This is a genomic window from Halorubrum sp. GN11_10-6_MGM, assembly GCF_005435165.1.
In the GTDB taxonomy this organism is placed as follows: Archaea; Halobacteriota; Halobacteria; order Halobacteriales; family Haloferacaceae; genus Halorubrum.
Genome location: NZ_SGUC01000015.1, coordinates 1 through 15,037, shown reverse-complemented (window position 1 = coordinate 15,037; position 15,037 = coordinate 1). Strand labels below are relative to the sequence as shown.

General features: G+C 66.4%; 9 protein-coding genes. All 9 read left to right on the top strand.

Features of this window, described 5'->3' with window-relative positions; all coding sequences use genetic code 11:
• Positions 1 to 72: 72 nt before the first annotated feature.
• The 9 genes from pdhA to polC all read left to right on the top strand — a co-directional run bounded on the left by pdhA (position 73) and on the right by polC (position 14,597).
• Positions 73 to 1,176, top strand: a complete 1,104-nt coding sequence (pdhA, locus tag EXE46_RS09135; RefSeq protein WP_137688095.1) for a pyruvate dehydrogenase (acetyl-transferring) E1 component subunit alpha — start codon at positions 73 to 75, stop codon at positions 1,174 to 1,176.
• The gene (locus EXE46_RS09130) at positions 1,177 to 2,163 is read left to right on the top strand and encodes an alpha-ketoacid dehydrogenase subunit beta (RefSeq protein WP_137688094.1); all 987 of its coding nucleotides are present in this window, start codon (positions 1,177 to 1,179) and stop codon (positions 2,161 to 2,163) included. It begins immediately after the preceding gene.
• Between the two features lie 45 nt (positions 2,164 to 2,208).
• The gene (locus EXE46_RS09125) at positions 2,209 to 3,879 is read left to right on the top strand and encodes a dihydrolipoamide acetyltransferase family protein (RefSeq protein ID WP_137688093.1); all 1,671 of its coding nucleotides are present in this window, start codon (positions 2,209 to 2,211) and stop codon (positions 3,877 to 3,879) included.
• Complete coding sequence (lpdA, locus tag EXE46_RS09120; RefSeq protein ID WP_137688092.1) at positions 3,879 to 5,351, top strand: dihydrolipoyl dehydrogenase; 1,473 nt, start codon at positions 3,879 to 3,881, stop codon at positions 5,349 to 5,351. Before EXE46_RS09125 ends, lpdA begins: the two co-directional genes overlap by 1 nt.
• A 231-nt stretch (positions 5,352 to 5,582) precedes the next feature.
• A complete protein-coding gene (gene katG / locus EXE46_RS09115) occupies positions 5,583 to 7,718 on the top strand; it encodes a catalase/peroxidase HPI (protein WP_137688091.1) in 2,136 nt (711 codons plus the stop codon).
• Between the two features lie 280 nt (positions 7,719 to 7,998).
• The gene (locus tag EXE46_RS09110) at positions 7,999 to 8,328 is read left to right on the top strand and encodes a DUF5783 family protein (RefSeq protein ID WP_048077171.1); all 330 of its coding nucleotides are present in this window, start codon (positions 7,999 to 8,001) and stop codon (positions 8,326 to 8,328) included.
• A gap of 93 nt (positions 8,329 to 8,421) precedes the next feature.
• Entirely contained in the window at positions 8,422 to 8,799 is a 378-nt protein-coding gene (locus EXE46_RS09105; RefSeq protein ID WP_048077172.1) for an iron-sulfur cluster biogenesis protein NfuA, read from the top strand.
• A 232-nt stretch (positions 8,800 to 9,031) separates the two neighbouring features.
• Positions 9,032 to 9,451 (top strand): PPC domain-containing DNA-binding protein, encoded by a 420-nt coding sequence (locus tag EXE46_RS09100; RefSeq protein ID WP_004598657.1) that lies wholly within the window; start codon positions 9,032 to 9,034, stop codon positions 9,449 to 9,451.
• Positions 9,452 to 9,491: 40 nt separating this feature from the next.
• Positions 9,492 to 14,597 carry a DNA polymerase II large subunit gene (polC, locus tag EXE46_RS09095; RefSeq protein WP_137688090.1) on the top strand — a complete coding sequence of 1,702 codons (5,106 nt, stop codon included), beginning with the start codon at positions 9,492 to 9,494 and terminating at the stop codon, positions 14,595 to 14,597.
• The last annotated feature ends 440 nt before the right edge of the window (positions 14,598 to 15,037 follow it).

Here is a 15,037-nt window from a genome sequence, read left to right as displayed (position 1 = left end):
ATACTAAATTATTTACGAAAACGATATTACCCGGGCGGTGGACGGATCGGACATGCGAAGGTGGGTTCGACCGTGAGCGTGTTCGACAGGGCGTACGACGAGACGGTTCGCGTCCTCGACGAGGACGGCGAGGTCGTCGGCGACGTCCCCGACCTCGACGACGAGTCGCTCGTCGAGATGTACAGGCACATGCGGCTAGCGCGACACTTCGACGGCCGCGCGGTGAGCCTCCAGCGGCAGGGCCGGATGGGGACGTACCCCCCGCTCTCCGGGCAGGAGGGCGCCCAGGTCGGGTCGGCGTACGCGCTCGACGCGGACGACTGGATGGTGCCCTCGTACCGCGAGCACGGCGCGGCCCTCGTCCATGGGCTCCCGCTGAAACAGACGCTGCTCTACTGGATGGGCCACGAGGACGGCAACCGCGCCCCCGACGACGTCAACGTCTTCCCGGTCGCCGTCCCCATCGCGTCGCAGGTGCCCCACGCCACCGGCGCCGCGTGGGCGTCGAAGCTGCGCGGCGAGAACGACGCGTTCATCTGCTACTTCGGCGACGGCGCGACGAGCGAGGGCGACTTCCACGAGGGGGTCAACTTCGCCGGCGTGTTCGACACGCCGACGGTCTTCTTCTGTAACAACAACCAGTGGGCGATCTCCGTGCCCCGCGAGCGACAGACTCGGAGCGCGACGCTGGCGCAGAAGGCCGAGGCGTACGGGATCGACGGCGTTCAGGTCGACGGGATGGACCCGCTCGCGGTGTACAGCGTCACGGAAGCGGCCTTGGAGAAGGCGCGCGACCCCGACACCGACCGGCCGCGGCCGACCCTCATCGAGGCGGTCCAGTACCGGTTCGGCGCGCACACGACCGCCGACGACCCGACCGTCTACCGCGACGACGACGAGGTCGAGCGGTGGCGGCGGAAGGACCCGATCGACCGGCTCGAGTCGTACCTCCGGGACGAGGGCGTCCTCGACGACGAGCGCGTCGCGGAGATCGAGTCGTCGGTCGAGGCCCGGGTCGCCGACGCGATAGACGCCGCGGAGTCGATGGCGCGCCCGGAGCCGCGCGCGCTGTTCGAACACGCCTACGCGGAGCTTCCGCCCGAGCTGGAACGGCAGTACGAGGAGTTCGCCGCGCTGCGCGACGACCGCGGCGACGCGGCGTTCTTGGAGGAGTAAATGACCGAGACACAGAATCTCACGCTGGTACAGGCGGTCCGAGACGGATTACACACCGAACTGCGCGAGGACGACGACGTCGTCGTGATGGGGCAAGACGTCGGGAAGAACGGCGGCGTCTTCCGCGCCACCGAGGGGCTGTACGACGAGTTCGGCGGCGACCGCGTGATCGACACGCCGCTCGCCGAATCGGGGATCGTCGGCACCGCGGTCGGGATGGCCGCGATGGGGATGCGACCGGTCCCGGAGATCCAGTTCTCCGGGTTCATGTACCCCGGTTTCGACCAGATCGTCTCCCACATGGCGCGGTTCCGCGCCCGCAGCCGCGGACGGTTCACGCTCCCGATGACGCTGCGAGCCCCCTACGGCGGCGGGATCCGCGCGCCCGAACACCACTCCGAATCGAAGGAGGCGTTCTACGCCCACGAGGCGGGGCTGAAGGTCGTCATCCCCTCGACCCCCTACGACGCGAAGGGGCTGTTGGCGGCGTCGATCCGCGACCCCGACCCGGTGATCTTCCTCGAACCGAAGCTCATCTACCGGGCGTTCCGCGACGAGGTGCCCGAGGAGCCGTACACGGTCCCCCTCGGCGAGGCGGTCACCCGACGCGAGGGCGACGACGTCGCCGTGTTCACGTACGGCGCGATGACCCGCCCGACCATGGAGGCCGCCGAGACGCTCGGCGAGGAGGGGATCGAGTGCGAGGTCGTCGACCTCCGTACGGTCTCGCCGCTCGACCGCGAAGCGATCGTCGAGGCCTTCGAGAAGACCGGCCGCGCGGTCGTCGTCCACGAGGCGCCCAAGACGGGGGGACTCGCGGGCGAGATCACGGCGATCCTTCAGGAAGAGGCGCTGCTGTACCAGGAGGCGCCGATCGGCCGCGTCACCGGCTTCGACGTGCCGTACCCGCTGTACGCGCTGGAGGACTACTACCTCCCGTCCGCGGCGCGCATCGAGGAGGGAATCCTGGAGGCGGTCGAATTTTAAGATGACCCCCGGAGATACACCCATGACCACAGCGGAGGCCGATCGATGACGATCGAGGAGTTCAAACTGCCCGACGTCGGCGAGGGCGTCGCGGAGGGCGAACTGGTCAGCTGGCTGGTCGCGCCCGGCGACCGCGTCGAGGAGGACCAGCCCGTCGCGGAGGTCGAGACCGACAAGGCGCTCGTCGAGGTGCCGTCGAGCTACGACGGCGTCGTCGAGGAGCTGTTCGTCGAGGAGGGAGAGATGGTCCCCGTCGGCGACGTGATCATCTCGTTCCGCGTCGACGATGGGGGCGACGCCGACGAGGGCGGCGCGGCCGATCCGGCGGCGTCGGCCGACGAGGCGGATGCGGAGTCCGAGCCGGAAGCGGAGCCGAACGCGGCCGCCGACACGGCAGACTCGGAGCCCGCCGAGCCCGACACCCCGTCGGGACGGACGTTCGCGCCGCCGTCGGCCCGCCGGCTCGCCCGCGAGCTGGGCGTCGATGTCGCGGCCGTCGACGGGAGCGGTCCCGGCGGGCGCGTGAGCGAGGCCGACGTTCGAGCCCACGCCGAGGAGGATGCGGCGTCCGCCGACGCGGCCGGAGCGGACGACGGATCCGAACCGCGTCCCGCGCCGACCGACATCGACGCCGGCGGGCGCAAGTCCGCGGTCAGCAAGCGCGGCGCCGCGGGGCAGTCGGACGACTCCGCGGCGACGACGGCCGCTGGCGGTCCCGAACCGGCCGGTCGCGACACGACGCTCGCGACCCCCGCGACGCGCAAGGTCGCGCGCGAGCGCGGCGTCAACCTCGACGACGTGCCGACCGACGAGACCCGCGACGGCGAGGCGTTCGTCACGGCCGACGCCGTGAACGCGTACGCGGACGCGCTGGAGTCGCCGCCCGAGCCGACGCCGGAGCCGGTCGACGCCGGCGGCGAGCCCGCTTCGACGTCGGCCGACGCGGCCGCGACGACCGGCTCCGCCGACGCCGACTCGGGCGACGAGACGGTCCCCTACCGCGGCGTGCGGCGCACCATCGGGAAGCAGATGGAGCGGTCGAAGTACACGGCACCGCACGTCACCCACCACGACACGGCCGAGGTCGACGCGCTCGTCGAGGCGCGAGCGGAGCTGAAGCCGAAGGCCGAGGCCGAGGGGGTGAAACTCACCTACATGCCGTTCGTGATGAAGGCGATCGTCGCCGGGCTGAAGGAGTTCCCCTACCTCAACAGCGAGCTCCGCGAGGACGACGAGGAGATCGTGTTGAAGGGCGACTACAACCTCGGTATCGCGGTCGCGACCGACGCGGGCCTCATGGTGCCCGTCGTCGAGGACGTCGACGAGAAGGGGCTCTTCGAGCTGGCCGACGAGGTGAACGACCTCGCCTCCCGCGCCCGCGAACGGAAGCTCAAGCCCGCGGAGATGAAGGGCGGCACCTTCTCTATCACCAACTTCGGCGCGATCGGCGGGGAGTACGCCACGCCGATCATCAACTACCCCGAGACCGCGATCCTCGGGCTCGGCGCCATCGAGGAGCGCCCCGTCGTCCGGGACCACGCCGACGTCGACTCCGATTTCCTCGACGACTCGGACGACTCGACCGTCGTCCCGGCGCCGACGCTGCCGCTGTCGCTGTCGATCGACCACCGGGTCGTCGACGGCGCGGTCGCGGCCGAGTTCGCGAACACCGTCATGGAACACCTAGAAAACCCCCTGCTGCTACTCAACGAATAATGGTCGTCGGAGACGTCACCACGGGAACGGAGGTACTGGTCATCGGCGCGGGGCCGGGCGGCTACGTCGCCGCCATCCGCGCCGCACAGGAGGGGCTCGACACGACCTTAGTCGAGAAGGACGCCTACGGCGGCGCCTGTCTCAACCGCGGCTGTATCCCCTCGAAGGCGCTGATCACCGGCAGCGGGCTCGCCCACGAGGCCGGCAACGCGGAGTTCATGGGCGTCCACGCGGACCCCGCCGTCGACATGGGCAAGATGACCGAGTGGAAAGACGGCGTCGTCGATCAGTTGACGGGCGGCGTCGAGAAGCTGTGTAAGGCGAACGGCGTGAATCTGATCGAGGGGACCGCCTCGTTCGTCGACGAGTCCACCGTCCGCGTCGCGCACGGCGGTGACGGACAGGGCTCGGAGACGCTCTCGTTCGAACACGCGATCGTCGCGACCGGCTCGCGGCCGATCCAGATCCCCGGCTTCGACTTCTCGGAGGACCACGTCTGGAGCTCCGCCGACGCGCTCGACGCCGACAGCGTCCCGGACCGGCTCGGGATCGTCGGCGGGGGGTACATCGGTATGGAGCTGGCAACCACGTACGCGAAGCTCGGCGCGGACGTGACGGTCGTCGAGATGCTCGACGACATCCTCGACCCCTACGAGGACGACGTAAAGCGGATCGTCCGCAAGCGCGCCGAGGAGCTCGGGATCGAGTTCAACTTCGGCGAGGGCGCGAGCGAGTGGTCCGAGGCGCCCGACGGCGGCTACCTCCTCCACACGGAGACGGAGGACAGCGAGGCGCAAAGCGCCTCTGGAAGCCGGACGCAGTCCGGCGATGGCGAGGAGTCGACGTACGGCGTCGACAAGATCCTCGTCGCGGTCGGCCGCCAGCCCGTCACCGACGGGCTCGACCTCGGGAACGCCGGGATCGAGACGGACGAGCGCGGGTTCGTCGAAACCGACGATCGCACCCGAACCGCGGTCGAGGGCATCCACGCCGTCGGCGACGTGGCGGGCGACCCGATGCTCGCGCACGCGGCCTCCAACGAGGGGATCGTCGCGGCCGAGGTGATCGCCGGCGAGCCGGCTGCGCTCGACCGGCAGGTGGTTCCCGCGGCCGTCTTCACCGACCCCGAGATCGGCACCGTCGGCATGACCGAGGCGGAGGCCGACGACGCCGGATTCGAGCCGGCGGTCGGCGAGATGCCGTTCAACGCCTCCGGCCGGGCGATGACGACCGGCCACACCGAGGGGTTCGTCCGGATCGTCGCCGACGAGGAGACCGGGTTCGTCCTCGGCGGACAGATCGTCGGTCCCGAGGCGTCGGAGCTGATCGCCGAGGTCGCGCTCGCGGTCGAGATGGGTGCGACCCTCGAAGACGTGGCCGCGACCGTCCACACTCACCCGACGCTCGCGGAGGCCGTGATGGAGGCGGCCGAGAACGCCCGCGGACAGGCGATCCACACGCTGAACCGCTGAGCGTTCCGAACGCCCTCGGCGACCCCCGAACTGTCTGCCCGCCGAACTGATCGGCTTTTCTATTTCCCCTCTGTCCTCGCAAACGCCGCGGAGTATCGCTGCGGTCCTCCATGGTGACTTCGCAGATCGACAAATAGAACTTCATAATTTCGATAGAATCCATTCATTATACCGATGATTCCCTTTCCGAATTAGACAATATTATCACCGACGAGGAGCGACTATTTTTTGATGGTTAGTAATACCCAAAACTGGTGGCCGGACCAGTTGGATCTGGAGCTACTCGATCAGAACTCCGCCGACCTCGGTCCGTACGACGAGGCGTTCGACTACGCGGAGGCGTTCGACGAGCTCGACCTCGACGCGGTCAAATCCGACCTCGAAGACGTGATGACCGACTCGAAGGAGTGGTGGCCCGCCGACTACGGACACTACGGGCCGCTGTTCATCCGGATGGCGTGGCACAGCGCCGGCACGTACCGCTCCCTCGACGGGCGCGGCGGCGCCGCCGGCGGACATCAGCGCCTCCCGCCGATCAGCAGCTGGCCGGACAACGTGAACCTCGACAAGGCCCGACGGCTGCTGGAGCCGGTCAAGACGAAGTACGGCGAGAAGCTCTCGTGGGCGGACCTCATCGTGCTCGCCGGCAACGTCGCGCTGGAGTCGATGGGCTTCGAGACGTTCGGCTTCGCGGGCGGCCGCGCCGACGACTTCAGGGGCGACGACGCCGTCGACTGGGGGCCCGAAAGCGAGTGGGAGATGACCTCCGAGGAGCGCTTCGACGAGGAGGGTGACCTGAAAGCGCCGCTCGGCAACACCGTGATGGGCCTCATCTACGTCAATCCCGAGGGCCCGAACGGCGAGCCGGATCTGGAGGGCTCGGCGAAGAACATCCGGCAGTCGTTCAGTCGTATGGCGATGAACGACAAGGAGACCGTCGCGCTCATCGCCGGCGGCCACACGTTCGGGAAGGTCCACGGCGCCGACGACGGCGATAACCTCGGCCCGGAGCCCGAGGACGCCCCCATCGACGTCCAGGGCCTCGGCTGGGACAACGAGTTCGGCGAGGGGATGGGTCCCGACACGATCACCAGCGGCATCGAGGGGCCGTGGAACGCCACCCCGACCGTCTGGGACCTGAGTTACGTCAACAATCTGCTCAGCTACGAGTGGGAGCCGGAGAAGGGCCCCGGCGGCGCGTGGCAGTGGACCACGAAGAACGACGAGCTCGACGACGCCGCGCCCGGCGTCGCGGACCCCGACGACAAGGAGGACGTCATGATGCTCACGACGGACGTCGCCCTCAAAGAGGACGACGACTTCCGGGCCGTCCTCGAGGAGTTCCGCGACGACCCCGACGAGTTCCAGGAGACGTTCGCGAAGGCGTGGTACAAGCTCATCCACCGCGACATGGGCCCGCCGGAGCGCTTCCTCGGCCCCGAGGTCCCCGAGGAGACGATGATCTGGCAGGACCCGCTCCCGGACGCCGACTACGAGACGATCGGAGACGCGGAGATCTCCGACCTCAAGGGTGCGCTCCTCGACTCCGGGCTGTCGACCGGCGAGCTCGTCAAGACCGCGTGGGCGGCGGCGTCCACCTACCGCGACAGCGACAAGCGCGGCGGCGCCAACGGCGCGCGCATCCGCCTCGAACCGCAGCGGAGCTGGGAGGCCAACGAGCCCGAGAAGCTCGCCGACGTCCTCGCGACGCTCGAAGACGTTCAGGCTGAGTTCAACGAGTCGCGGTCCGACGACGTCCGCGTCTCGCTCGCCGACCTCATCGTGCTGGGCGGCACCGCCGCCGTCGAGCAGGCCGCGGCCGACGCGGGATACGACGTCGAGGTCCCGTTCGAGCCTGGGCGCGTCGATGCGACGGCGGAGCAGACGGACGAGGAGTCGTTCGAGGCGCTCAAGCCCGAGGCCGACGGCTTCCGTAACTACCTCGGCGACACCGACGAGGACGTCGAGGACCTCATGGTCGACAAGGCGGACCTGCTGAACCTGACCGCGAGCGAGATGACCGTGCTGGCCGGCGGCCTCCGCGCGTTGGGCGCGACCTACGGCGACTCCGACCGCGGCGTCTTCACCGACGAGCCCGGTACGCTCACCAACGACTTCTTCGTGAACCTGCTCGACATGGAGTACGAGTGGGACGCGGTCACCGAAGACGAGGACGTCTACGACATCCGCGACCGCGAGACCGGCGAGGTCGCGTGGGAAGCGACGCGCGCCGACCTCATCTTCGGGTCGAACGCGCGGCTCCGGACCATCGCTGACGTGTACGCGAGCAACGAGGAGCGGTTCGTGGAAGACTTCGTCGAGACGTGGAGCGAGGTCATGAAGCTCGACCGCTTCGACCTCGACTAACGCGGCCGCGCGGTTCTTTCCTTTTTCGCGCTTCTCGGCCGCTCCGAGAGACGCCGTCGTCGCTCTCCGTCGTCGAGCGGCCGCGAATCACGACCTTCCTCCGCCCCGGCTTGCGACGCGACCCCGGCTCGTCGATCGGCACGTCTCGGAATTCTATATCGCGTTATATGATTTATCGACGCGTTCGCTCCGAAGCGCCCGAGTGACCACTCCGGCGGGCTTTTCGAGCGTCTCGGCGCCGATCGACCGGCTTTTTTCCCGCCGGTTCCTCGCTCGCGACATGGCCGACGAGTTCGACCCGGAGAAGTTCGAGGACAAGTACGCGCACTACTTCAACGAGCTTCAGCGGGCGTACAAGAACGCGTTCAACCAGATGAACGACCGGTACGACTCGGAGCTGATCCACGGGATCGACCAGACCGTCCTCAACGAGTCGGAGCCGTTCTACGAGGACGGCGAGTTCCGCGTCGAACTCCCGGAGAACCCGCGCGAGCGCATCCGGGGCGCCGTCGCGGTCGACGACGAGACGTTCGAGGAGACGCTCGACGAGTACGTCGAGCGGATCGAGTCCGAGCTGTACCGGACGCTCGGCGTCGATCGACCCGAGTAACGGACCCGAGTAACGGACCCGACGAACTCCCCGTCGTCGGCCCGAATCCGGCCGAACCAAAGGCATAAGCCCGCCGCCCGCCAACTCGCGGGCATGAGCACGGACGCAACTGACGCGGACAACGACCTCCGCGAGCGGATCACGAACTTCCTGCGGCGCAACTTCCCGCAGATCCAGATGCACGGCGGGAGCGCCGCTATCGCCCACCTCGACCGCGAGAAGGGCGAGGTCACGGTCCAGCTCGGCGGCGCCTGTTCCGGCTGCGGTATCTCGCCGATGACGATCCAGGCGATCAAGTCCCGGATGGTCAAGGAGATCCCGGAGATCGAGACGGTCCACGCCGACACCGGCGCGGCCGCCGGCGCGGACGGCGACCTCGGCGGCACCAGCAGCGGCGGGATGTCTCCCTCGTTCCCCGGCGAGACGACCGACGACGGCGGCGACGACGAAGGCCCGCAGGCCCCGTTCTGAGTCGGTCCGCTCCGCGACGCTTTCTCTCTTTCCGCTCCGTGAGTCACATCGCCGCTTTCGGCTGATCGACCGTTTTAGCCGGATAGACGCGTCTTGATGCCCTCTCTGTCGTATCTCCTGTGTACCCGCTCGCCGCCAAGTAAATCATATGGCGCTATATTAAATCGAGTCCGGCGGTCCTCACTCGGTTCGACTGAAGCCTTTTTCTCCCCCGCGGTCGTGGGAAGTCGCTATGTACCATCGCGAGGTCGAACCCACGGCGGAGTACGTCGCGCGGTTCGAGACGGGCGCCGACTGGCGCGAGGAGATCGAGTCGCTCGCCCGCGAGGAGGACGTCGAGGCCGGCTGGTTCACGGCGCTCGGCGCGGTCCAGGACGCGGACGTCTGGTTCTACGATCAGGAGGAGACCGAGTACCGCTCGGTGACGTTCGACGAGCCGCTGGAGGTGGCCGCCTGCGTCGGCAACGTCTCGCTGTTGGAGGGCGACGTGTTCGCGCACACCCACGCCGTGCTCTCGCGGCCGAGCGGGCAGGCGCTCGCGGGCCACCTCGACTCGGCGACCGTCTGGGCGGGCGAGTGCCACCTGCGCGCGTTCGCCGAGCCGCTGGAGCGCTCGCACGACGAGGCCACCGACCTCGACCTGTGGCTGTGACCCGACGAGCGAAGCGGCCGGTCCCCGCGACCGAGACCCGATGAGACCGGACGACGAGCGCTACTTCGCGCGGATCGAGGAGCGTCTCGACGAGGCGTGGGACGTCGCCGAGGCGGCCAAAGAGCAGGGCCGAGACCCGGAGCCGGAGATCGAGATCCCGGTCGCCCGCGACATGGCCGACCGCGTCGAGAACATCCTCGGCATCGACGGCGTCGCGGAGCGCGTCCGCGATCTGGAGGGCGAGATGTCGCGAGAAGAGGCGGCGCTGGAGCTCGTCACCGACTTCGTCGACGGCAACGTCGGCGATTACGACTCCCGCGAGGGGAAGATCGAGGGGGCGGTCCGGACCGCCGTCGCGCTGCTCACGGAGGGGGTCGTCGCCGCCCCGATCGAGGGGATCGACCGCGTCGAGCTGCTGGAGAACGACGACGGCACCGAGTTCGTCAACGTCTACTACGCCGGACCGATCCGCTCGGCGGGCGGGACCGCGCAGGCGCTGTCGGTGCTCGTCGCCGACTACGCCCGGTCGCTGCTCGACGTCGACGAGTACAAGCCCCGAGACGTCGAGGTCGAGCGCTACGCCGAGGAGATCGCCCTCTACGACAAGGAGACCGGGCTCCAGTACACGCCGAAGGACAAGGAGTCGAAGTTCATCGCGAAGCACATCCCCGTAATGTTAGACGGGGAGGCGACGAGCGACGAGGAGGTCTCGGGGTTCCGCGACCTCGAACGCGTCGACACGAACTCGGCCCGCGGGGGAATGTGCCTCGTCGCCGCCGAGGGGATCGCGCTGAAGGCCCCGAAGATCCAGCGGTACACCCGCGATCTGGACGAGGTCGACTGGCCGTGGCTCCAGGACCTCATCGACGGGACGATCGGGAAGGACGGCGCCGGCGACGGCGACGGGGCGGAGGCCGAAGCGACCGACGCAGCGAACGGCGACGGTGAGGGGGGCGACGGCGAGTCGGACGACGGGGCGTCCGAGACCGACGGCCCGACCGACGACGAGGCCGCGGGGCCGCCGCGCGCGGAGCCCTCGCAGAAGTTCCTCCGGGACCTCATCGCGGGCCGCCCCGTGTTCACCCACCCGAGCGAGGCCGGCGGGTTCCGCCTCCGATACGGTCGCGCGCGCAACCACGGGTTCGCGACCGGCGGCGTCCACCCGGCGACGATGCACATCGTCGACGACTTCCTCGCGGCCGGGACGCAGATCAAGACCGAGCGGCCGGGGAAGGCCCACGGCGTCGTCCCGGTCGACTCCATTGAGGGCCCGACGGTCCGGCTCGCCAACGGCGAGGTCCGCCGGATCGACGACCCGGAGGAGGCGAAGGAGCTCCGAAACGGGGTCGAGAAGGTGCTCGATCTGGGCGAGTACCTCGTCAACTACGGGGAGTTCGTCGAGAACAACCACCCGCTCGCGCCCGCCTCCTACGCCCCCGAGTGGTGGGTCCAGGAGTTCGAGGCCGCCGGCGCCGACGTTCAGGCCATGGGGGACGACCCCCACGTCGACCTCGAACATCCGGACGTCGACCAGGCGCTCGCGTGGGCGCGCGAGTACGACTGCCCGCTCCACCCCGAGTACACGTACCTCTGGCACGACGTCTCGGTCGAGGCGTTCGAGGCGCTCGCCGACGCGGTCGCCGGGGGCGAGATCGTCGCGGGCGTCCTCGCGATCGAGCGCACCGAGCCGGTCCGGGACGCGCTGGAGTCGCTTTTGATCGAACACGCGGCGACGCCCGACGCGCTCCGGATCCCGACGTGGCGCCCGCTCGCGCGGTCGCTCGGCGTCGACGACGGGCTCCGGAAGGAGTGGGACTCGGCGGACCTCTCGACCGCGGCCCGCGAGTACGCCGACGGCGAGAACGCGGTCCGCGCCGTCAACGAGGTCGCGCCCTTCGAGGTCCGCGAGCGCGCCCCGACCCGGATCGGCAACCGGATGGGGCGCCCGGAGAAGTCGGAGAGCCGCGACCTCTCGCCGGCGGTCCACACCCTCTTCCCGATCAACGAGGCCGGCGGTCCCCAGCGCGACGTGGCCGAGGCCGCGAACGTCATGGACGACACCGGGCGGCGGGGACGCCACGAGTTGGAGGTCTCCGACCGCGTCTGTCCCGACTGCGGTGAGCACACCTACGCCGCCCTGTGCCCCGACTGCGAGACGCACACGGAGCCGCACTACGAGTGCGGCGACTGCGGCACCGTCTGTACGCCCGACGAGGCCGGCCGCGTCGAGTGCCCGAACTGCGAGTGGGAGGTGACGGCCGCGACCTACCAGGAGGTCGACGTCAACGACGCGTACCGCTCCGCGCTGGAGACGGTTGGCGAGCGCGAGTCGGCGTTCGAGATCCTCAAAGGGGTCCAGGGGCTCACCTCGCGGAACAAGACGCCGGAGCCGATCGAGAAGGGGGTCCTCCGCGCGAAGAACGGCGTCACGTCGTTCAAGGACGGCACGGTCCGCTACGACATGACCGACCTCCCGGTCACCGCGGTCAAGCCGGAGGAGCTCGACGTCACCGCGGACCACTTCCGCGAACTCGGCTACGAGACAGACGTCGACGGCGAGCCCCTCCGCCACGACGACCAGGTGATCGAGCTCCGCGTTCAGGACATCGTGCTCTCCGACGGCGCCGCCGAGCACATGCTCAAGACCGCGGACTTCGTCGACGACCTGCTCGAACAGTTCTACGGGCTCGACCGCTTCTACGAGGTGAACGAGCGCGACGACCTCGTCGGCGAGCTCGTCTTCGGGATGGCCCCCCACACGAGCGCGGCAACTGTCGGGAGAGTGGTAGGTTTCACCTCGGCCGCCGTGGGATACGCGCATCCGTACTTTCACGCCGCGAAACGGCGGAACTGTTTCCACCCGGAGACGAAAATCTGGTACGAGGACGAGACCGGTCAATTGAGATACGACGAAATCGACGACTTCGTCGAGACGTACCTCGAGCAGTCGGATGTCGAGTTCGACGACTTCGGGACCGCAATCGGCGAGTTGGAGGGAGTCGACGGAGAGCTGTCAGTTCCATCATTGACAGCGGACGGAAAACAGGTTTCTCGGCCGATCGAGGCAGTCAGCAAACATCCCGCTCCCGATCACATGGTGAAGATCCATACTCGATCTGGTCGATCTCTCACCATTACCCCAGATCACGAGGTTCACGTCTATAATTCTGAACAGGATAAGATGAGTAAAAAAGAAGCACGGGAGTTGTCTGATACTGATCGGCTTGTAACTCCCCATTCAATTGAGGACAATGTACGATATGGGACGAAGCAGTTCGATCTCCTCAAAGAGTTCATTTCGGTTGACGAAGTGCCGAACGACCGCTTAATGATAAAAGGATTACAGAAAGAACGCCTCTACGATCTGTTTGAGAGTACCTTTGCTGACGCGTGGGACGGCCCATTTTATCCGCTCCAGAGTATGACTGAAATATTTGAGACGAACAAGAAGACGCTAAGCAATTATCTCTATCGAGAAAGCTTCCCGGTTGCGTACCTTCAGCAGTGCTTCGACTCGGTCGATGATCTCCTTGAGTTCGTACCCAACGATGCTTCTCTCGGAATCAAACGCGACCGAACGGAGATTGATCGGTACCTCGAAATAAACGAATCAGTTGCCACTCTACTCGGGTACTACGCGGCAGAGGGATTCACCCGTGAGCAACAGACTCCAAAGGGAATAATCCACCAAACGACAATCTGTGGAACCGAGACAGAAGCCCGTCAGTTCTTCCTCGATACCCTTGTTGAGGAGTTCGGCGTGGATCCCTACGAAGAAAATCACGCTAAAGTCACCGTTTCCGGTCGACTAGTCCGGATTCTCTTTGACACGGTACTTGACGCTGGGATCTCTGCCGACACAAAACGAGTTCCGAGCCCCATATTCGACGCATCCGACGAGATCATCTCCGCATATCTCTCAGGGTATTTTAGTGGCGATGGATCTGTTGAATCCAACGGTATTGGAGTACGTGCGACAACAATTAGTACGGAACTCAAAACGGATCTAATAGCATTACTAACACGAATCGGAATCAAAGCGAGGGTGAGAGAGCCGGACAGAACGCTGCTACGCGATAGATTCCCAGAGTTCTACGATGATGACGATGAGACGCTAATGGCTCAATCCTACGAAATTACGGTTTCGTCTGTAGACGCCGTTCGATTTTCTGAACAGGTTGACATTCATCTAACTCGCAAGCAGACACAACTCGAAAATAGTATTTCAAATTACAACACTCAGGGATCACGTGTGTTTGATGGTGGATCCGATGTCTTCTATTTAGACGAAATCTCACAAATCGAACTAATTGAATCCGACTGCCAGCATGTCTACTGTCTTTCCGTGGAGGGAACTCATTCATTAATCTCAAATGATATATCATCTAAGCAATGTGACGGCGACGAGGATTGTGTAATGCTCCTCATGGACGGACTTCTCAACTTCTCGAAGGAATTTCTGCCGGACCAGCGCGGCGGGCGGATGGACGCGCCGCTCGTCATGTCCTCGCGGATCGACCCCTCGGAGATCGACGACGAGGCGCACAACGTCGACATCGTGCGCGAGTATCCGCTGGAGCTGTACGAGGCGTCGCGGGAGCTGGCCGATCCGGAGGAAGTCGAGGAGCTGATCCAGATCGGCGAGGACACGCTCGGCACGGACGACGAGTACCACGGATTCGATCACACCCACGACACGACGAACATCGCGATGGGGCCGGACCTGTCGGCGTACAAGACGCTCGGCGACATGATGGAGAAGATGGACGCGCAGCTGGAGCTGGCCCGGAAGCTGCGCGCGGTCGACGAGACGGACGTCGCCGAGCGCGTGATCGAGTACCACTTCCTGCCGGACATCATCGGGAACCTCCGCGCGTTCTCGCGGCAGGAGACGCGCTGTCTCGACTGCGGCGAGAAGTACCGCCGGATGCCCCTGACGGGCGAGTGCCGCGAGTGCGGCGGCCGCGTGAACCTCACCGTCCACGAGGGCTCGGTGAGCAAGTACGTCGACACCGCCATCGAGGTGGCCGAGCGGTTCGACTGTCGGCCCTACACGAAACAGCGACTGAAAGTGTTAGAGGGGTCGCTCGAATCGATCTTCGAGGACGACACCAACAAGCAGTCCGGCATCGCGGACTTCATGTAACAGATCGGGTTTATAAGACGTTTTGTGTATATCCGTCTGTGGTGATTGGTGCCGTCGGCAGTTCGTGTCCGATCGATACGACGAACGCCGCTGACACCCCACCTGCTCGCTTATAAATAATCGAAGCTGGATATTCGAGGAACACCTCCAAAGCCCCAGCCGCGATGCCGGCGCACGCTCGTTGCGCTCCTCGCTCGCGTTGCTCGCTGCGGTGCTTACGTCCCCTGCGCCGGCATCGCGGCTGCCCCTTTGAACCCCACCCCGCACCGCTCCGCACAGCACCTCACGCCTCCCCAGCCTCGCGGTTCGCGCTCTTTAGTGATAGTCATAACTTTTGAATAGATAAGAAGCGATCAATCCATGACTTTGCGAAGCTTATCCGATCGGCGTAGTCGTGAAAGATCGAACAGACCAGTTCTCGATACGTTTCAAGATCTGAC